The sequence below is a fragment of the Streptomyces sp. NPDC051913 genome (assembly GCF_044593635.1).
In the GTDB taxonomy this organism is placed as follows: Bacteria; Actinomycetota; Actinomycetes; order Streptomycetales; family Streptomycetaceae; genus Streptomyces.
Genome location: NZ_JBIUCI010000005.1, coordinates 659,232 through 677,848 on the forward strand (window position 1 = coordinate 659,232; position 18,617 = coordinate 677,848).

Below are 18,617 nucleotides of genomic sequence, written 5' to 3' on the forward strand. Positions count from 1 at the left end.
GGTGAAGGTCCTCCATGTCATCACCGGCCTCGGCGTCGGCGGTGCCGAGCAGCAACTGCGGCTGCTGATCGGACACTTGCCGGTCGACTGCGAGGTCGTCACGCTCACCAACCCGGGCGCGGTGGCCGACGGCCTGATCGCCGACGGGGTGCCGGTGACGCACCTCGGGATGGCCGGCAACCGCGACCTGGCCGCGCTGCCCCGGCTGGTGCGGCTGATCCGCTCCGGCGGCTACGACCTCGTCCACACCCATCTGTACCGGGCCTGCGTCTACGGCCGGCTCGCCGCCCGGCTCGCCGGGGTCCGCGCGGTCGTCGCCACCGAACACTCCCTGGGCGACTCCCAGATGGAGGGCCGCCGCCTCACCGCCGGGGTCCGCGGCCTCTACCTGGCCAGCGAGCGCCTGGGCCGCGCCACGGTCGCCGTCTCCCCCACGGTCGCCCAGCGCCTGCGGAACTGGGGCGTACCGGCTCCCCGCATCGAGGTCGTCCCCAACGGCATCGACCTGACCCGCTTCCGCTTCGACCCCCTCCAGCGCCTCCACACCCGCCGCCGCCTCGGGCTGCCCGAGGACGCGTACGTCGTCGGCGGCATCGGACGCCTCACGGCGGGCAAGCGGTTCGGCACCCTCATCCACGCGCTCGCCCAACTCCCCGCGGACTGCTGGCTGTTGTTGGTCGGCGGCGGCCCGGACGAGAGCGTCCTGCGGCGCACCGCGCAGGAGGCGGGGGTCGCCGACCGCGTCCTGTTCACCGGCGAACGGCCCTATGTGGCCGACGGTTCACCCGGCCCGGACCTGCCCTCCCTCACCTGGGCGATGGACGTGCTCGCCTCGCCCTCACCGGAGGAGGCGTTCGGCCTCGCGGTCGTCGAGGCGCTCGCGTCCGGGCTGCCGGTGCGCTACGCCTCCTGCCCCGCGATCGAGGACCTGCCCCCCGAGTCGGCCGCCCTCGCCCGTCAAGTCCGCGGCGGCGCCGACGAGTTCGCCCGCGCCCTCGCCGCGGCCCGCGCCGAGGGGCCGCGTCCGCGGACCGCCCCCGACGCCGCCCACCACTACTGCATCACCCGCAGCGCCGCCCGGTTGATGGGCGTCTACGCGGACGCGTCCTCGTCGTCACCGTCATCCCAGGGAGTCAGTTCCTCATGACCGAGAACCCCACCGGACCGCGCCGCCCGGCGGCCCTCACCCGCGCCAAGGCGCTCCCCGCCTGGTCCCTGCTCGCCGCCGGCGCCGTCGCCGGCGGCCTGCTCGGCGGCGGGTACGGGCTGGCCAAGACCCCGTCGTACACGGCCACCAGCTATGTCATCGTCGTCCCCACCGAGAAGTCCGACCCGGCCTCCGCGCTCGGTTTCGCGCAGGCCTACGGCCGGGTCGCCACCCAGCTGGCGGTGCTCGGGGACGCCCAGGTGTGGGCGGGTGTGCCCGTGAAGACGCTCAAGTCCAGCGTGCAGACGGCGACTTCGCCGGACGCCCCGATGGTGGCGATCACGGCGACCTCGGCCCGCCCGGACCTCGCCGCCGACATGGCCAACGCGGTCGCCCGCGCCCTGACCCGGCACGCCGACAACACCGAGTCGACCACCAACGTCGAGCTCCAGCAGTTCGCCCGTGCCACCAAGCCCATCGAGCCCTCCTCGGCCTCCGCCGCCCTGACCGGACTGGTCGGCGCGAGCGCGGGCGGACTCCTCGGCGGCCTGGTGCTGCTGGTGCGGCCGCGCCGGACCACCGGGGAGCCGGGCGGACGCCCCGCCTCCGTGCCCGGTCCGGCCGTCGCCGCCGACGCCCACGGCCAGCTGTGACGTACACGACGGAACTCGTCACCGACGACACCGTCTTCGCCGCCCTCGCCCCCGACTGGGCCCGTCTGTACCGCCGCTGCTCCGCCGCGACCCCGTTCCAGAGCCACGCCTGGCTGCACTCCTGGTGGCTCTCCTACGGGCGTCGCGGCCGGCTGCGGGTCCTCGTCGTCCGCGACCACGACGACCTGGTGGCCGCCGCGCCCCTGATGCGGGTGGGAAGCCCGGTGCCCTCGCTGGTGCCGCTCGGCGGGGCGATCTCCGACTACGGGGACGTCCTGCTGGACGACGAGCGCGGCGAGGAGGCGGTGGCCGCGCTGACCGACGGGCTCGCCCGGGCGGCCCGCACCGCGCTGGTCGACCTGCGCGAGGTGCGCCCGGGGGGCGCGGCCGAACGGCTGTACGACCACTGGCCGGGCCCCCGGCGCCGGGTCGGCGACTCGCTGTGCCTGGAGCTGCCCGCCGTACCCATGGCGGAACTGGTGGACCGGCTGCCGTCCGCCAAGGCCCAGCAGCGGGTGCGCGCCAAGCTGCGCAAGCTGACCTCGCTCGGCGTCGAACGGCATGTGGTCGAACCGGACGAGGTCGACAAGGCGCTGCGCCGGCTGCTGGAACTGCATCAACTCCAGTGGCAGGGCCGCAAGGTGACCAGCGAGCATCTGCGGCCCCGGTTCCGCGACCACCTGGTGCGCTCGGTCGCGCCGATGGTGCACTCCGGGGACGCGGTCGTCACCGAGTTCCGGCTAGACGACGACGTGGTGGCCGTCGATCTGACGCTGCTGTCGCGGCGCCTGGCGGGCGGCTATCTGTACGGCGCCCATCCCTGTCTGCGGGAACGCAAGGCGGACGTGGCGGTGATGCTGCTGGACGCGTGCACCGGGCACGCGCGCGGCACGCTGAGCCTGCTGCGCGGCAACGAGCCGTACAAGCACCACTGGAAGCCCGAACCGGTCGCCAACCAGCGGCTGCTGCTGGCCCGGCGGCACACCGCCCCGCTGCTGGCGGCGGCGCTGTGCGACGTCGCGGCCCGGCGGCACGGCAAGGAGGCGTTGCGCAAGTGGCGCGCACGCGGCGGTGGCGGCGGATCGTGACCGACCCGCCGCCACCGGGGCCCGCGTCCGTCACCGGCTGCGCGACCACCAGTCGAAGCGCATGCACAGCTTCCCGCCGATCCAGTACTCCACCCACTCGCCCAGATCCATCGGCGAACAGTTGGGCGGGTTGGTCGGGGTGGGGTCGGGCGTCGGCTCGGGCGTGGGGTCGACCGGCGTCGGTTCCGTCGTCGGCTCGTCCGGGGTGCGGCCGAAGAGAATCGACCGGTAGACGTCGGACGCCTTCGGGTTGTCCTCGCACTGCCACACGCCGTGCGGGCAGTAGTCCGTCAGCGTGTTGTACAGCGGCTTGTGCTCGTCCATCCACGCGAGCATGCGCCGCATGTACTCGGCGTTGTCTCCGTTGCGGAAGAGTCCCCATTCAGGATAGGAAATTGCCTTGCCGTGGGCTTTGGCGAAATCCACGTGCTCCTGAAGTCCGTAGGGCTCCTTCACCTGTTCGTCGAACGAGAGTCCTTCCGGCTGGTCGTACGAGTCCATGCCGATGACGTCGACCGTGTCGTCGCCCGGATAGCACTTCGTCCAGGCAATGGAGTCCCGGCCGCGGCTGGGCGTGAAATCGAAGCGGAATTTCTGGCCCGGCACCGAACGCATGGTGGTGACGATCCTGTTCCAGTACTTCTTCCAGGCCTCCGGGTCCGGCCCGCAGCGATGGGTGTACGTGATGCCGTTCATTTCCCAGCCGAGCACGAGCACCGTGTCCGGCACCCCGAGCTCGACCAGGCGCTCGGCGAGGCGGCGGAAGTGACCGTCGAACTGCCCCGCCGCGCCCCGGCGCAGCAGCAGCCGCACCTCGGCGTCGGAGACGTGGTCCTCGTTGCGCTCCAGCATGGGGACGTTGAGGACCAACATCCGGTCGTTCTTCTGGTTGCGCCAGTCCGCCCACACGTTGAGGAAGCCGGGGGCACCCTCGATGTTGCTCCAGCGGTCACCGGGCAGATAGGTGTGGCCGACGCGCAGTTCCGCGCCCCCCAGCCAGCGGCTGAGCTCGGCCATACGGGCCACGCCGCGCGGACCGTAGTCGAGGTAGGCGCCGAACGCGGGCGCCTCCGCGGCCGGCCGGGGCTCGGGATCGGTGACCGGCGCCGGGGTCTGCGGCGTCGAGGGCGCCGCCGGGACCGCGGGCTCCGTGGGCACCGCGGGCACCGCGGGTGTGGGAGCGGGCGGATCGGTGGCCCGTACCACCCCCGCGGCGAATCCGGGCCCGGCGGCCAGGGCGGCGGACGCGGCGACTGCCACCGCGATGAACGCCAGCCGACCGGTCCGGGCCTTTCGCTGCTGTGAGTCCATGCCTGCTCCTTTCTCACACTCGCGCTGTGGGGACAGGTGAAACGCGATACCTGACACTCAGTCATACGAATATGAACTACGCCACCGAGCTTGCGGCTTTCGGGTGGCCCGATCGCCCGCACGGGTGAAACAACCGAAGGAATGGAATCCGTGTCGCTGTTCGACACCCGCGTCCCCGCCGTTCTGCTGCGGATCGACCCGAATCCCTTTCACCACGGAACGCTGGGAGCCGTGCGCTCGCTCGGCCGGGCCGGAGTGGAGGTGCATGTGATCGCGGATTCCGCCGGAAGTCCGGTGGCCCGATCGCGTTTTGTACGACAGATCCATCCCCCGCCGCCACCGGGCGCGCCCGCGGCCGACATCGCCGTGGCCCTGCGCCGGGTCGCCGCCCGGATCTCCCGCCCCGCGGTACTGATCCCGATGGACGACGCGAGCGCGGTCGCGGTGAGCGCGCTGCGCGCGGAGCTGGCGCCCTCCTATCTGCTGCCGGCGACACCGGGCCCGCTGGCCGAACGGGTCGCCGACAAGGCGGAACTGGCCGCGCTGTGCGCGTCCGTGGACGTACCGCACCCGCTCACCCTGATCCCGGACAGCCCCGCCGACGCCGCGAGCGCCGCCTGGCACCTCGGGCTGCCGGTGGTGGCGAAGTGGAGCAGGCCCTGGCTGCTGCCGGCCGGGAGCGGGCTGCGCAGCACGGTCCTGCTGCGCTCCGCGCACGAGGCGCGGGAGCTGTACCTGCGTTCCGCGGAGGCGGGCAGCCGGCTGCTGCTCCAGGCGTTCCTGCCGCCCGGCCCCGACGGCGACCGCTTCTGCCACGGATACGCCGGCCGCGCGGGCGCCGTCCGCGGCGGCGGTGCCGGGGTGAAGCTCGCGTCCTGGCCGCGCGGCGCCGGGTTGACGGCGGTGGGGCGGTGGACGCCGGACGCGACGGTGCAGGCGCTCGCCGAGCGGATCACCGGTGAGCTGGGCTACCGCGGCATCTTCGACCTCGACTTCCGCCACGGCGCCGGGGGCGTTCCGCACCTCCTGGACTTCAACCCGCGCCCCGGCGCCCAGTTCCGGCTGTTCTGCGACTCCGCGGGCCTGGACGTCGTACGCGCGCTGCACCTGGACCTGACGCACCGTCCGCTGCCGGACGGGGTGCCGCGGGTCGGGCGGGAGTTCGTGGTGGAGAACTACGCCCCGTTGACCGCGCTGCGCCCGGCGGCCCACGGCCGGGAGCTGGCCTGGTGCGCCCCGGACGACCGGCGGCCCGGCTGGACGATGTGGGCCTTGTGGGCCCGGCACGTGTCCCGGCGCGTCCTGGAACGGTTGCGCAGGCTGTGCACCCCACCCGTCGACCTGGCACGCGCGCGGGTGGTGCGCCAGGGATCCGCGCCGGAGCTGAGCGACCTGTCGGACGACGAGAAAGCGAGCAGTCACTGATGTACGACCTGCTGGTGGTGGGCGCGGGCCCGTACGGCCTGTCCATCGCGTCCCACGCCGTGGCCGCCGGGCTGCGGGTGGGCGTCTTCGGGCGGCCCATGGCGTCCTGGCGCGACCACATGCCCCGCGGGATGTTCCTGAAGTCGGAGCCGTGGGCGTCCAACCTCTCCGACCCCGGGCGCCGCTGGCGCCTGGACTCCTACTGCGCCGAGCGGGGCATGACCGTCCGGCACGGGGAGCCGATCCCGGTGGAGGTGTTCGCCGAGTACGGCCTGTGGTTCGCCCGCAACGCCGGGCCCGAGGTGGACGAGCGCATGGTCACCCGGGTCGTCCGGTCCGCCGGCGGCTTCGAGGCGGTCACCGACGACGGGGAGGTGCTGTCCGCCCGTACGGTCGCACTCGCCGTCGGGGTCATGCCGTTCGTGGCGATCCCGACGGCCCTCACCGGCCTGGACGCGTCCCTCGTGACACACAGCAGCCACCACGGCGACCTGGACCGCTTCCGGGGCCGGGACGTCACGGTCGTCGGCGGTGGTCAGGCGGCGCTGGAGACGGCCGCGCTGCTCTCCGAACAGGGCACGCGGGTACGGGTGCTGGCCCGCGCCGGTGAGCTGCGCTGGAACGACGTGCCCCCGCCCTGGGAGCGCCCGTGGTGGCGGTCGGTCCGCTCCCCGCTCAGCGGCCTGGGCTGCGGCTGGCGCAACTGGTTCTACGCCGAGCGCCCCGGCCTCTTCCACCGGCTCCCGGAGCCGACGCGGGCGAGGATCGCGGCGACGGCACTGGGTCCGGCCGGCGCCTGGTGGGTGCGGGACCGGGTGGAGCCGGCCGTGGAGGTGCTGCTGGGCCACGAGGTGGCGGCGGCGCGTGCGGTGCCGGGCGGGCTGCGGATGGACGTCACCGACGGCACCGGATCCCTGGGCACCCTGGAAACGGAACACGTCGTCGCCGCGACGGGTTTCAAGCCGACGGCCGACCGCCTCGCCCTCCTCTCCGCCGATCTGCGCACGGCCCTGGCGACGGGCGCCGACGGCACTCCGGAGGTCGGCCGGGACTTCGAGTCGCCCTCCCACCCCGGCCTGTTCCTGGCCGGCCTCACCACCGCCTCCGGCTTCGGCCCGGCGATGCGCTTCGTCCACGGCGCGACCTACACGGCGAACGCCCTGGTACGAGGCGTCCAGCGCCGCCTGCGCACGGGCCCCGCCCTGGTCCCGGCCCCGACCCGCCACGGGGCATCGGAGACGGCACGACGGTGAGGCCGAGGGAGCGGCTGCGGGTGCCTGGCGCGGGTGCCGGACGGGGGGTCCGGCACCCGGCGCGTCAGCGGCGGGACGCGGCTCGGCCTCGGCGGTACAGGACGGCCCCGGCCGCGATGAGCGCGGCGCTGGCACCGGACGCGGCGAGCAGGGCCTCGCTGCTGCTGCCGGTGTCGGCGAGCTGAGGCGGCGGACCGTGCGGCCCGGGGGGCGTGGGCTGCTCCCCGTTGGTGGGCGGCGTGGGCGTGGGCGTCCACGGGTGGTCGCCACCGTTCGGCGGGGTCGGCGACGGCGTCGAGGGCGGCGACGGTGTCGGCGACGGGTGGCCGCCACCGTTGGGCGGGGTGGGCGTGGGCGTGTCCTCCCCGCCGTACGGCGGCGCGGTGTGCTCGTCGCCGTAACCACCGCTGTCGCAGTCGTTGCCGAACGCGGGGTTGAGCCCGCTGATCACGTCCGCGGTGTTCCCGCACGCGTTCACCGGCACGTCGACCGGCACACCGGCGTTGTTGCCGGAGCCCACACCGGGTGAGCCCGCGGTGTGGCCGTGCGTCGAGGAGCCGGAGCCGGACGTGCCGTGCTCGGAGCCGTGACCGGAGTCGCCGCCGCCGTACGGTTCGCCGTACGACCCGCCCCGGGGTGAACCCGAGTCGTTGGCGCAGGAGTTGCCGAACGCGGGGTTCAGCAGTGCCACGGCGTCGATCGAGTTGCCGCACGCGTTCACCGGCGCGTCGACCGGGACCTGGACGTTGTTGCCGGACAGGACACCGGGCGAGTCCTTGGTCGTCCCGCTCGCGTCCGAGTCGGCGAGGGCGGGACTGCTGCCGCACAGGGACAGAATGCTTGTCGCGGCGGCGGCCGCGACCATTCCCCTACTCAGGGTCTGTCGCAATCTCGTTGTCTTCCTGCTTGAAGAAGTGGGAAAAGCCGACCCTGGACGGCGAGGAAGCAGTCCAAGGCCGGCTGTCACACGGCCGGAGCGGCCGATGCGTTACGACGTCAGTCGTTGATGCAGGTGTTGCCGAACGCGGGGTTCAGCAGGCCGATGACGTCGATCGAGTTGCCGCACACGTTGATCGGCACGTGGATCGGGACCTGGACCACGTTGCCCGAGAGAACGCCCGGCGAACCGACAGCGGCGCCCTCGGCACCCGCGTCGGCGAATGCGGGGGCGGCCATACCCAGGGCCATGATCGCGCCCGCGACGACAGCAGCGGTCTTCTTCATGAGCTATCCCTTCTCTGCGGTCATGCCCCAATGACGTGACCTGCAGGCTGTAAACGAGGGATAGACAGCCGAAGAAACTACGGAACGTGTGGCGTCTGGTAATTCACTCGAACGCCTTCACAGAATTGACACCGGTCCCCCATATGAGGAGAAACGCTTCGCCTGGGTGGCGGAAAAGGCTCGGGCAGCCCGCGGGGAAACAGGCGGCCCGAGCCGTTCAGATCCGAGCTCCGTCGAGCCGACGGATCAGTGGTTGCCCGTTCCGTTGCCCGCCAGGAGGGAGATGTCGTCCAGGATGTGCGAGACCGGCTCGTCACCCTTGGCCTGGGTCGCGTTCTCGGCGCACTGCTGGTTCTGCGCGGCCGACAGGACCGGCACGTCCTGGGCCACCCCGACGGCGGCGATGATACCGAGGATGGCCTGGGCGTTCGCCTTGGCCGGCAGGCCGACACAGAGCTTGTTGGCGGTGCCCTGCACCAGCGTGGCCTGCGGGCTCATGTCGCCCTTGGTGATCGAGTTCCCGAACTTCGAGCCGGCCTCGTTGCCGCTCGCCGAGGTGGTGCCGTCGTTCCCGATGGCCATGGCCGGGGAGGCCGCACCGACGACGGAGGCGGCGACCGCCGCAGCGGCCATTGCCTTCTTCAGCATTTGGGTTTCCTTTCCTGGCGTGCATCACCACGACGCATGCTCTGCTTCCGCATCAACCCGCTGCACGGGGAATGGTTTCGAGGCTTCACTCGATCGGGCCGCGTACGCACGGCGAATTCACGGAAAGGTCCCGGCGCCCCCGAACTCCGCCCCCCAGGACGCCTTTGTGGGCCATCGGAGTGAATGCCAGGAACCAAGCGGAGTCCGGGGAGTTGACCAGTGCGCTCCGGTGGACGGGGTTTCCTCAGAAGGGACTAGCAAGTGATCAAGAAGGTTCTGGCTACCGCCGCGGTCGCCGCTTCCGTCGTCGGTGTCGCCTCCCCCGCCATGGCCATCGGGAACGACGGCACCACCTCCGCCAGCGGCAACGGTGCACACCAGTCGTTCGGCAACTCGGCCACGTACGGCAACATGAGCCCGCAGATGGCGCTCATCCAGGGCTCGCTCAACAAGCCCTGCATCGGCCTGCCGGCCAAGGCGAACCTCCAGGGGATCCTCGGCCTCGCCGCCGTCGGCGTTCTGCAGGACGTGCCGATCCTGTCGGCCCCGCAGAACCAGCAGTGTGTCGAGAACTCCACCCAGGCCAAGGGCGACGAGCCGCTGTCGCACATCCTGGACGACATCTCCGTCCTGGCGGGCAACGGCACGGGCAACCACTGAGCCGTCCTCAGGGGCTCCGTTCGCTGAGCCCTGGGGCTGCAATCTGAGCCCCCATCAGCGGGCCGCCGGTCTCCCGGCGGCCCGCTGTTCTAGCGTGCGTCGCGTGACGACGAAGAGAACCCTTTCTTCCCTGGCCATCCCCGTACTCGTCCTCGCTGCCGCCTCGACCCTGCTCGGCGCCTCGCCCTTCCCCGAGCGGCAGGCTCCCCGCCCCCTGAACATCGTGCTGATGGGCACGGACGGCCGGGACACCATCACGGCCGCCGAGAAGCGCAAGTTCCACGCCGGCGGCATCGCCTGCAACTGCACCGACGTCCTGATGCTGATCCACGTCTCCGCACGCCGGGACCGGGTCAGCGTGGTGAGCATGCCCCGCGACTCCTACGCGGACATCCCGCCGTACCGCGACGAGTCCAGCGGCGAGGAACGCGGGACGCATCCCGCGAAGATCAACGGCGCCTACGCCGAGGGCGGTCCCGCACTCACCATCGCCACGGTCGAGTCGATGACCGGGGTACCGGTCGACCGGTATCTCCAGGTGGACTTCCGGCGCTTCATCGACGCCGTGAACGACGTCGACGGGGTGCGGGTGTGCACGCCGCGGACGCTGAAGGACTCGGCCACCAAGCTGAACCTCAAGCCCGGCAAGCACCGGCTGACCGGGGGGCGGGCGCTGCAGTACGTGCGCTCCCGGCACGTCGACCGCAGTGCCGACCTCGGACGGATCCAGCGCCAGCAGCGGTTCCTGGTGAACGCCCTGAGCGGGCTCAGGGCGAAGAAGGCGCTGACCGATCCGGTGGGCATGGCGCGCGTGGTGAACACCTTGGTCGGGTCAGGGCAGGTCGAGCAGGGCTTCGACGCGGGCGAGCTGGTGCAGTTGGCGGCGGCGCTGGACAAGGTGCCGGCGCGGGCCCTGGAGTTCACGACCGTGCCGATCGCCGGATTCAACGAGACCAGGCCCGACATCGGATCGACGCTGGCCTGGGACCGCAAGCGGGCGGACGCGATGTTCGCGAAGCTGCGCGCCGACCGGCCGCTGATGAAGGCCGACGCCGATCCCAAGCCCAAGGACCCGCCCAGCCTGATGGGCTACGCCCCGGTGCGCGGCAGCCGGTTCACCTGCGGGTGAGCGCGCGGCAGGGGCGCCCGGGCGGCCCGCGTGCGCGCTGGGCCAATCGGGGCAAAGAGCGCAACCCCGGCCGGGGTCCCGCCGTTGATGATCACGCAGCTCCTCACCGGAGTCCGCTTTTCGAAGGGAATGAACATGAAGAAGCTGTGGGCAACCGCGGCTATCGCCGCCACCGTCGTCGGTGCCGGCTCGCCCGCCATGGCCATCGGCGACGACGGCACCACGTCCGCCAGTGGCAACGGCGCCTCGCAGGAGTTCGGCAACTCGGCGACCTTCGGCGACATGAGCCCGCAGCTCTCGCTGGTCCAGGGTTCGCTGAACAAGCCGTGTGTCGGCCTGCCGGCGAAGCTGAACCTCCAGGGCCTCGTCGGCGTCGCCGCCGTCGGTGTGCTCCAGGACGTGCCGATCCTGTCGGCGCCGCAGAACCAGCAGTGTGTCGAGAACTCCACCCAGGCCAAGGGTGACGAGCCGCTGTCGCACATCCTGGACGACATCTCGGCCCTCTCCGGCAACGGCCAGGGCAACGGCTGATCCTCGGATCTCCCGCCACGGCGGGTCACCGGTTCCTCCGGTGGCCCGCCGTTCGGCTGTTCCGGCGTGTGCGGCTACTTCTGCTTGCGGTAGATCGCCTCGATCTCGTCGGCGTAGGCGGCGAGGACCGCGTGCCGCTTGACCTTCAGGGACGGGGTGAGCAGGCCGTTGTCCTCGGTGAACTCGCCCTCGACCAGGGTGAAGGCGCGGATCGACTCGGCGCGGGAGACGGCCCCGTTGGCGTGGTCCACCGCCTTCTGGACGGCGGCGCGCAGCGCGGGGTCGGTCACGAGCCCGGACAGCGGGGTGTCGGCGGGGCGTCCGCGGACCGCCAGCCAGTGGGCGACGGCCTCCGGGTCGAGGGTGATCAGGGCGGCGACGAAGGGGCGGTTGTCGCCGACGACGAGGCATTGGCCGACCGGTGAGCGACTGCGCAGCCGGTCCTCCAGGACGGCCGGGGAGACGTTCTTGCCGCCGGAGGTGACGAGGATGTCCTTCTTGCGGCCGGTGATGGTGAGGTAGCCGTCCGCGTCCAGGGAGCCGAGGTCGCCGGTGGCGAACCAGTCGTCGGTCAGGGCGGCGTCGGTGGCGGCCGGGTTGTTCCAGTACGCGCCGAAGACGATGCCGCCCTTGACGAGCACCTCGCCGTCGTCGGCGATGCGCACGGCGGTGCCGGGGACCGGGACGCCGACCGTGCCGGGGCGGGGTGCGAGGGGCGGGACGATGGTGGCGGCGGCGCTGGTCTCGGTCAGGCCGTAGCCCTCGTAGACGATGATCCCGGCCGCGTAGAAGAACAGGTTGAGGTCGCGGTCCAGCGGGGAGCCGCCGCTGATGGCGTAGCGCATGCGGCCGCCGAGTTCCTTGCGGACCCGGCGGTAGACCAGGAGGTCGTACAGGGCCCAGGCTGCGTAGAGGCCGGGTCCTGGGCCCTTGCCGCGGCCGAGGAACTTCTCCAGGTACCGCTCGCCGAAGCGGACGCCGATGCGGTGGGCGCGGTCGAAGGAGGCGGCGCGGCCGAGCTTCTCGGCGGTGGCCCGGCCGGTGTCGTGGATCTTCTCGAAGAGGTAGGGGACGCCGACGAGGAAGGTCGGGCGGAACTCCTTGAGCGCGGGCCGGAGTTCGTCGGGCTTGATGCTCGGACAGTGGCCGATCTCGATGCGGCCCATCAGACAGGCGATCTGGAGGGTGCGGCCGAGGATGTGGGCGAGGGGGAGGAAGAGGAGGGTGGAGGCGGTCTGGCGGGTGACCTCCTTGAAGATGGGGTGGAGCAGTTCGACGGTGTTGGCGGCCTCGGCGTACAGGTTGGCGTGGGTGAGGACGCAGCCCTTCGGTTTGCCGGTGGTGCCGGAGGTGTAGCAGATCGTCGCGACGGTGGCGGGGGTCAGGCTCGTGCGGCGTTTGGTGACCTCCTCGTCGGGGAGGTCACGGCCGAGCTCCTTCAGTTCGGCGAGGCCCTGGGGCTCCAACTGCCAGATGTGCGGCGGGTCCTGGTGGCGGGCGGAGCCGGTGGTCACCGTGTCGGCGTTCTCCGCGGTCTCCGTGACGACGAAGCGGGCGCCCGAGTCGCGGACGATCCACTCCACCTGCTCCGCCGAGGAGGTGGCGTAGATCGGGACGCTCTGGCCGCCGGCCGCCCAGATCGCGAAGTCCAGGACCGTCCACTCGTAGCGGGTGCGGGACATCACCGCGACCCGGCCGCCCGGTTCGAGGCCCGCCGCGATCAACCCCTTGGCCACGGCGGTGACTTCGGAGGCGAACGCGGCGGCCGTGACGGGCTGCCAGGTGGTGCCTTGCCTGCGGCGCAGGACCACGGCGTCGGGGGCCTCGGCCGCGTTGGTGTACGGGATGTCGGCGGTGCTGCCGGTCGGGGCGGTCGGCGCGAGGGGTGCGGTACGGGCCTCGCGGATCACTCCGTGCTCGTCCCTGACGGTCTCGACCCTGGTGCGGACCGCCAGGTCGGTGCGTTGTCTCGCCCGCTTCAGATCCTTGCGTACGCCCATGACGGCTCCCCGGTCGGCGCTGACTGGGACGTCAACTTACTCACGCGTAAGGAAAGGTCAATGGGGCGTGCGGCACTTGGACGGGTGTGCGAGTCAGTCGCGGAGGCGGCGGGCGTCACTGATCGCGTCAGCCAGTTGTGTCACGTCCTCGTCTTCGGTGCTGTGGGCCAAGTCCTGCGCCTGGTCGCTCAGTTCGGACAGGGAGGGGCAGCCGGGCAGGGAGGTGCGGTCGCCGTTCGTGGCGCGCAGGGTGTCGGCGAAGTAGGCGGCCAGGGTGGTGACCTGGAAGCGGGAACTCGCCCGGTGGACCGAGGAGTCCAGCGCCTCGGTCTCCAACTGGCCCGATTCCTCGTGGGGATCGCGGGTCTCGGGGTCGAGCCAGCGGACACTCGCCGTCGCGAGGTGGCCGTCGGCGCCCTCCCTCGTGCGGACGGCGTAGAGGGCGGTGACGGTGTGGCCGGGGCCGATCTCGCCGCCGTCGACGCTGTCGTCACGGAAGTCGTCGTCGGCGACCTGGCGGTCGTCGTAGCCGACCAGGCGGAACTCCTTGACCGTCTCTGGGTCGAAGGCAACCTGGGCCTTGGCGTCGCGGGCGGTCAGGTCGACGTTCTGCGGGAGTTGCTCGACGAAGACCTTGCGGGCGTCCTCCTCGTCGGAGACGTAGGCGGTGTGGCCGTCCCCCCGGTCGGCGAGCTGTTCCATCAGTTCGTCGCCGTAGTCGCTGCCGACGCCGACACCGAAGAGGGTGATGCCGTGCTCGCGGCGTTCGCCGGAGACGCGTTCGAGGATGGTGTCCGCGTCGGTGTCGCCGGTGTTGGCGAGGGCGTCGGAGATGAGGACGACACGGTTGGTGGCCCCGTCGCGCAGGCCGTCCTCGGCGGTCTCGTAGCCGGTCTCGACGCCCGCGCCGAGGTTGGTGGAGTCCTGGGGTTCCAGGCTGTCGATGGCGTCGTGGACCTCACCGCGGTTGCCGTCGAGCCGGGTCATCGGCAGGACCTTCTCGGCCTCGTCGCTGAAGGTGACCAGGGCGACCGAGTCGTCGTCCCGGAGCTGGTCCGTCATCGTGTCCAGGGATTCCTTGGCGAGGTCGAGGCGGCCGGGCTCGTCCATGGATCCGGAGACGTCGATGACGAAGGTGAGGGCGGCGGGCGGGCGTTCGTCGGTGTCCTCGGCGGTGCGGGTGGCGAGGCCGACGCGGACCAGGGACCAGTCGTCCTCGGTGGTGCGGGCGCCGTCGACGGTGACCGTGAAACCGTTGCCGTCGGGGCGGTCGTAGTCCTGGCGGAAGCTGTTGACGAACTCCTCGGGCCGGACCGTCGAGGGGTCGGGCAGCCGGCCGTCGGCGAGGGTGCGGCGGGCGTAGCCGTAGGAGGCGGTGTCGACGTCCAGGGCGAAGGTGGAGAGGTAGTCGGGGGAAGGAGCGACCTCTCGGGAGTCCTCCTCCGAGCCGTCCGGGGTGCCCTTCTGTTCGCCCTCGGGCGCGGGGGCGTATCCGCCGCTGCGGGAACCGTCCGACGCCTTGCTGCCGCTGTCGTCCGATCCGCTGCACCCGGTCAGCAGCAGGCCGCTCACCGCGGTCACCGCGAGCAACGCCGCGCGCAGGCGTCGTATTCGATACTGCTCCATCTTCCGTGCCCCCTTGGTCCGTTGACGTCGACTTCTGTGACTGTGACGGGCCAGGGGGCCGGAACGTGCGCTACGGAGCGTTGCGGAAGCGTCTCGAAGAGGGCACGAAGGCGGGATGTCGAGACCGGTAGGTGATCTTCCGTTGACCTAGGACACCACGTCCTTGCGGGCGAAACCGCGGAAGGCCAGCGCGAACAGCACGAGGGCGTACGTTACCGAGACCGCGGTCCCCTGGATCATGCCGGACCACTCCATGCTGGGCTGTACGGCGTCCGCCCACGCGAACTGCCAGTGCGCGGGCAGGAAGTCGCGCCAGTCGCCGAGGGCGGTGACGGCGTCCAGGACGTTGCCGACGATCGTGAGGCCCACCGCGCCGCCGACCGCGCCGAGCGGGGCGTCGGTGCGAGTCGAGAGCCAGAACGCCAGTCCCGCGGTGACCAGTTGGGAGACGAAGATGAACGCCACGACGATCACGAGGCGTCCGGCCGCGGTGCCCGGTGCGAGGGAGCCGCCCGTCGGGATCTCCAGCGGGCCCCAGCCGTAGGCGGCCGTACCGACGGCCACCGCCACGAGCGGCAGCAGGATCATCGCGGCCAGGCTGAGGCCGAGGCCGACGACGAGCTTGGACCAGAGGAGGCGGGCCCGGGGTACGGGGGCCGCGAGGAGATAGCGCAGGGAGGACCAGCCGGCCTCCGACGCGACCGTGTCGCCGCAGAACAGGGCCACCGGGATGACGAGCAGGAAGCCCGCCGACACGAACAGGTTGACGGCGGCGAAGTTGGCGCCGGACGCCGTCGCCGTGTCCATCAGGGAGACGGTGTTGTTGCGGCCGCCGGGCTCGCCGCCGATCGCGAACGCGATCAGCAGCACGAACGGGAGCGCGGCGAGGATGCCGAACATCACCATCGTGCGGCGGCGTTTGAGCTGGCGGATCAGTTCTACGCGGAGGGGGAGGGTGTGGCGGGGCTGGTAGCCGGAGGCGGTCTCGGTGAGCGTGGTCATGCGGAGCCTCCGATCAGGGTGAGGAAGGCGTCCTCCAGGCGGCGGTGGGGGGTCAGGGAGGCGACCGGTACCTCTAGGCGGACCAGGTCTACGAGTAGGGCGGCGGCTGGTTGTTGTTCGTCTGCGGGTTCGTTGGGGCTGGTCGCGCGGTTCCCCACGCCCCTTTGCGGCGTTACCGCCAGGCGTACCAAGAGGCCGGCCTCTGTTCTTGTCGCCGAAGCGATCTGGGGTAGGGCCTCCACCTTTTCCAGGAGGGGGTCCGTGATGTCTGCTGCCAGGCCGATCATCAACGTGTCGCCTGCGCCGATGATCTCGCTTACCGGGCCCGCCTGGACCAGTTGGCCGCGGTCCATCACCACCAGGTGGGTGCAGGTCTGTTCGACCTCCGCCAGGAGGTGGCTGGAGACGATGACCGTGCGGCCGGCTGCCGCGTAGCGGATCATCACCTCGCGCATCTCGCGGATCTGGGGCGGGTCGAGGCCGTTGGTGGGTTCGTCGAGGATGAGGAGGTCGGGGAGGCCGAGCATGGCCTGGGCGATGGCGAGGCGCTGGCGCATCCCCTGGGAGTAGGTGCGGACCGCGCGGGCGAGGGCGTCGCCGAGGCCGGCGATCTCCAGCGCCTCGTCCAGGTGGGCGTCCTCGGGCGGGCGGCCGGTCGCCGCCCAGTACAGCTCCAGGTTCTCCCGGCCGGAGAGGTGCGGCAGGAAGCCGGCGCCCTCGACGAAGGCGCCGACCCGGGAGAGGACCGGGGCGCCCGGGCGGATGGCGTGGCCGAAGACGCGGATCTCGCCGTCGTCCGGCTTGATCAGGCCCATCAGCATGCGCAGGGACGTGGTCTTGCCGGCCCCGTTCGGGCCGAGGAGGCCCAGGACCTGGCCCTTCTCGACGCGGAAGGAGAGGTCGCGGACGCTGTAGCGGTCGCTGCCGGGGTACTTCTTGCTCAGGTCCGTGATCTGGAGCGGGACGTCGGACAGCTCCGGGTCCGGGGCGGGGGTGGCGGTGCGGCGGCGGGCCGTGAGGAGGAGGGCGAGGGCGAAGGCCGCGCCCGCGAGGGGCAGCCACCACACCCAGGAGGGCAGCGGGGCGGCGGCGGTCTTCACGCCGGGGGCGGTCGGGACCGTCAGGTCGCCCTTGAGGGAGACGGTGTACGTCGCCGGGGCCGCCGGTGAGGCGTAGCCGAGGTCCGTGGAGGCGAGGACCAGGCGCAGGCGGTGGCCCTTCTCGATGTGGTGGTCGATCGCCGGCAGGGTGACCGTGACGTCCTTGCCGGACTTGGCGTCCTCGATGCGCAGGGGGGTCACCAGCTGGGACGGCAGCACCTGTTGGGTGCCGTCGGCGCCGACGTCGTACAGCTTGGCGAACAGGACGGCGTCGTCGGACGTGGACTTCACGTGGACCGTGGCCGTCGGGGCGCCGGTGATGCGGAGGTCGTCGGTGACGGGCGCGGAGTCGAAGCGGGCGTACTGGCCCGGGAAGTCGAGGGAGACGCCGACGCCGAGGGAGGAGAGCTGGGAGAGGCCGCCCGCGCCGCCGAGGCCGGGGAGGGCGGAGACGCCGGGCGGGTTGGCCCCGGCCGGGTTGGTGACCTGCTGTTCCTGGCGGCCGGTCAGGGCGATCCGGCGGTCGCCGCTGTGCAGGCCGGGGTAGGTGTCGGAGCTCGCGCCGCGCAGCTGGGCGGCGCCGTCGGTGGAGTCGACGCCGCCGGTGCGGGTGACGCGGAAGGCGGGGCCGGTGTCCGTGGACTTCTCGTTCTTGAGGTAGCGGTCGAACCAGGATTCGACGCGGGCCTGGACGCGGCTCGTCTCCATGTCGCCGCCGTCGTGGCCGCCCGCGATCCAGTCGACGTCCACGGGGGCGCCGTTGGCCTTGATCGCCTTCGCGGCGGCGTCGGACTGGTCCAGGGTGAAGAGGGAGTCGGTCTGGCCCTGGAGGAGGAGGGTGGGGACGTCGATCTTGTCGCCGACCGCGGAGGGGGAGCGTTCGGTGAGCATCCGCTCGGCCTGGGCGTCCGGGGTGCCGGACTCCGCGACGCGGTCGTACATCTGGCAGAGCTGTGGTTCGAACTGGTCGCAGCCGCCGCCCGTGTTCACGAAGATGCCGGCCCAGAGCTTCTTGAAGACGCCGTTCGGGAAGAGGGCGTCCGAGAGGTTCCAGTAGGTGATCGCGGGGGCGATGGCGTCGACGCGGTCGTCATGGCCCGCGGTGAGGAGGGCGATGGCTCCGCCGTAGGAGCCGCCGGCCATGCCCACCCGCGGGTCGCCCGCCTTGTCGAGCTGGACCTGGGGCTGCTTCGCCAGCCAGTCGATCAGCTTCGAGACGTCGGCGACCTCGGCGTCGGGGTCGTTGAGACCCACCTTGCCCGTCGACCTGCCGAAGCCTCTCGCCGACCAGGTGAGGACCGCGTAGCCGTCCCGGGCCAGGTCCTCGGCCTGTTGGCGTACGTCGTCCTTGGAGCCGCCGAAGCCGTGGCCCAGCAGGACGGCGGGGCGGCGTCCCGAGGTGCCGGACGTGAAGTACGAGGTGTCTATGCGGACGCCGTTCACCGCCATGACCTGGTCGGTCGCGCGTACCGGGGACGGGTCGTCGTCGGCGACCGCCGTCCAGGTACCGGCCCCCGCGAGTACGACGACGGCGGCCCCGGCGGCCAGCAGTCGCCGGGGCCGCCGCGGCAGCCCTCGCAGTCGAAGATCCATGCTTCAACGGTACGGGCTGAAGCTGTCGGGGAGTTATCGACCACAGACCGAACCCGCCGACCTCCTACGGGCGTACGCCGGTCCTCGCGCATACCGCGCTCGAAGTACTTCGATGGACGAGGAACAGTGTTCGAGGTACCACCCGATGCATTGAAAAGCCGCGAAAGTGGGCGTGTCCGCGGCAAGCGCCGTCTTCGCTTGAGGGTCCGCCCCTTTGCGAATGGAGA

At 71.8% G+C, this 18,617-nt stretch carries 16 protein-coding genes; 8 read left to right on the forward strand and 8 right to left on the reverse strand.

Translation table 11 applies throughout. The features are described 5' to 3' along the window. The first annotated feature begins 1 nt into the window (after position 1). From ACIHIX_RS19165 to ACIHIX_RS19175, 3 genes are read left to right on the forward strand one after another with little or no spacing between them, the layout of a single operon-like run. Positions 2-1,147, forward strand: coding sequence for a glycosyltransferase (locus tag ACIHIX_RS19165; RefSeq protein ID WP_399957168.1), 1,146 nt, complete (start codon positions 2-4; stop codon positions 1,145-1,147). Next, on the forward strand, positions 1,144-1,800 hold the full coding sequence (locus ACIHIX_RS19170; protein ID WP_399957171.1) for a lipopolysaccharide biosynthesis protein: 657 nt from the start codon (positions 1,144-1,146) through the stop codon (positions 1,798-1,800). The genes ACIHIX_RS19165 and ACIHIX_RS19170 overlap by 4 nt, the downstream gene beginning before the upstream one ends. After that, positions 1,797-2,888, forward strand: coding sequence for a GNAT family N-acetyltransferase (locus tag ACIHIX_RS19175; RefSeq protein WP_399957174.1), 1,092 nt, complete (start codon positions 1,797-1,799; stop codon positions 2,886-2,888). The genes ACIHIX_RS19170 and ACIHIX_RS19175 overlap by 4 nt, the downstream gene beginning before the upstream one ends. A gap of 30 nt (positions 2,889-2,918) precedes the next feature. Here ACIHIX_RS19175 and ACIHIX_RS19180 read toward each other — a convergent pair whose 3' ends face one another. Continuing rightward, positions 2,919-4,199, reverse strand: coding sequence for a glycoside hydrolase family 26 protein (locus ACIHIX_RS19180; protein ID WP_399957177.1), 1,281 nt, complete (start codon positions 4,197-4,199; stop codon positions 2,919-2,921). A 150-nt stretch (positions 4,200-4,349) separates the two neighbouring features. On the opposite strand from ACIHIX_RS19180, the gene ACIHIX_RS19185 reads away from it, so the two are divergent. Beyond that, entirely contained in the window at positions 4,350-5,624 is a 1,275-nt protein-coding gene (locus ACIHIX_RS19185) for an ATP-grasp domain-containing protein (protein WP_399957180.1), read from the forward strand. Beyond that, a complete protein-coding gene (locus ACIHIX_RS19190; RefSeq protein WP_399957183.1) occupies positions 5,624-6,877 on the forward strand; it encodes an NAD(P)-binding domain-containing protein in 1,254 nt (417 codons plus the stop codon). The genes ACIHIX_RS19185 and ACIHIX_RS19190 overlap by 1 nt, the downstream gene beginning before the upstream one ends. 64 nt (positions 6,878-6,941) lie before the next feature. Here the strand turns inward: ACIHIX_RS19190 and ACIHIX_RS19195 are convergent, their stop codons facing one another. From ACIHIX_RS19195 to ACIHIX_RS19205, 3 genes are all read right to left on the reverse strand, one after another. Next, positions 6,942-7,766 (reverse strand): chaplin, encoded by an 825-nt coding sequence (locus tag ACIHIX_RS19195; RefSeq protein WP_399957185.1) that lies wholly within the window; start codon positions 7,764-7,766, stop codon positions 6,942-6,944. 107 nt (positions 7,767-7,873) lie between these two features. After that, positions 7,874-8,101: a chaplin ChpD gene (gene chpD, locus ACIHIX_RS19200; protein WP_399957188.1), complete on the reverse strand. Its 228-nt coding sequence runs from the start codon at positions 8,099-8,101 to the stop codon at positions 7,874-7,876. 246 nt (positions 8,102-8,347) lie between these two features. After that, complete coding sequence (locus ACIHIX_RS19205; protein WP_399957191.1) at positions 8,348-8,749, reverse strand: rodlin; 402 nt, start codon at positions 8,747-8,749, stop codon at positions 8,348-8,350. Positions 8,750-9,010: 261 nt separating this feature from the next. Here ACIHIX_RS19205 and ACIHIX_RS19210 point away from each other — a divergent pair, with 261 nt between their 5' ends. The 3 genes from ACIHIX_RS19210 to ACIHIX_RS19220 all read left to right on the forward strand — a co-directional run bounded on the left by ACIHIX_RS19210 (position 9,011) and on the right by ACIHIX_RS19220 (position 11,069). Further along, positions 9,011-9,409: a rodlin gene (locus tag ACIHIX_RS19210; protein WP_399957193.1), complete on the forward strand. Its 399-nt coding sequence runs from the start codon at positions 9,011-9,013 to the stop codon at positions 9,407-9,409. Positions 9,410-9,512: 103 nt separating this feature from the next. Further along, positions 9,513-10,538 (forward strand): LCP family protein, encoded by a 1,026-nt coding sequence (locus tag ACIHIX_RS19215; RefSeq protein ID WP_399957195.1) that lies wholly within the window; start codon positions 9,513-9,515, stop codon positions 10,536-10,538. 135 nt (positions 10,539-10,673) lie between these two features. After that, positions 10,674-11,069: a rodlin gene (locus ACIHIX_RS19220; protein ID WP_126277034.1), complete on the forward strand. Its 396-nt coding sequence runs from the start codon at positions 10,674-10,676 to the stop codon at positions 11,067-11,069. 74 nt (positions 11,070-11,143) lie between these two features. Here ACIHIX_RS19220 and ACIHIX_RS19225 read toward each other — a convergent pair whose 3' ends face one another. The 4 genes from ACIHIX_RS19225 to ACIHIX_RS19240 form a co-directional block, all read right to left on the reverse strand. Further along, positions 11,144-13,069, reverse strand: coding sequence for an AMP-dependent synthetase/ligase (locus tag ACIHIX_RS19225; RefSeq protein WP_399957197.1), 1,926 nt, complete (start codon positions 13,067-13,069; stop codon positions 11,144-11,146). A gap of 93 nt (positions 13,070-13,162) precedes the next feature. Then, positions 13,163-14,695: a von Willebrand factor type A domain-containing protein gene (locus ACIHIX_RS19230; RefSeq protein ID WP_399957200.1), complete on the reverse strand. Its 1,533-nt coding sequence runs from the start codon at positions 14,693-14,695 to the stop codon at positions 13,163-13,165. A 147-nt stretch (positions 14,696-14,842) separates the two neighbouring features. Then, complete coding sequence (locus ACIHIX_RS19235; protein WP_399957203.1) at positions 14,843-15,697, reverse strand: ABC transporter permease; 855 nt, start codon at positions 15,695-15,697, stop codon at positions 14,843-14,845. Beyond that, a complete protein-coding gene (locus ACIHIX_RS19240; protein WP_399957206.1) occupies positions 15,694-18,390 on the reverse strand; it encodes an alpha/beta fold hydrolase in 2,697 nt (898 codons plus the stop codon). The genes ACIHIX_RS19235 and ACIHIX_RS19240 overlap by 4 nt, the downstream gene beginning before the upstream one ends. Positions 18,391-18,617 lie beyond the last annotated feature (227 nt).

Excerpts from the sequence above, each read along its gene's own strand:
- ACIHIX_RS19170 (WP_399957171.1), top strand. The coding sequence starts at position 1,144 with ATGACCGAGAACCCCACCGGACCGCGCCGCCCGGCGGCCCTCACCCGC.
- ACIHIX_RS19180 (WP_399957177.1), bottom strand. The coding sequence starts at position 4,199 with ATGGACTCACAGCAGCGAAAGGCCCGGACCGGTCGGCTGGCGTTCATC.
- ACIHIX_RS19190 (WP_399957183.1), top strand. The coding sequence starts at position 5,624 with ATGTACGACCTGCTGGTGGTGGGCGCGGGCCCGTACGGCCTGTCCATC.
- chpD (WP_399957188.1), bottom strand. The coding sequence starts at position 8,101 with ATGAAGAAGACCGCTGCTGTCGTCGCGGGCGCGATCATGGCCCTGGGT.
- ACIHIX_RS19205 (WP_399957191.1), bottom strand. The coding sequence starts at position 8,749 with ATGCTGAAGAAGGCAATGGCCGCTGCGGCGGTCGCCGCCTCCGTCGTC.
- ACIHIX_RS19220 (WP_126277034.1), top strand. The coding sequence starts at position 10,674 with ATGAAGAAGCTGTGGGCAACCGCGGCTATCGCCGCCACCGTCGTCGGT.
- ACIHIX_RS19225 (WP_399957197.1), bottom strand. The coding sequence starts at position 13,069 with ATGGGCGTACGCAAGGATCTGAAGCGGGCGAGACAACGCACCGACCTG.
- ACIHIX_RS19230 (WP_399957200.1), bottom strand. The coding sequence starts at position 14,695 with ATGGAGCAGTATCGAATACGACGCCTGCGCGCGGCGTTGCTCGCGGTG.
- ACIHIX_RS19235 (WP_399957203.1), bottom strand. The coding sequence starts at position 15,697 with ATGACCACGCTCACCGAGACCGCCTCCGGCTACCAGCCCCGCCACACC.
- ACIHIX_RS19240 (WP_399957206.1), bottom strand. The coding sequence starts at position 18,390 with ATGGATCTTCGACTGCGAGGGCTGCCGCGGCGGCCCCGGCGACTGCTG.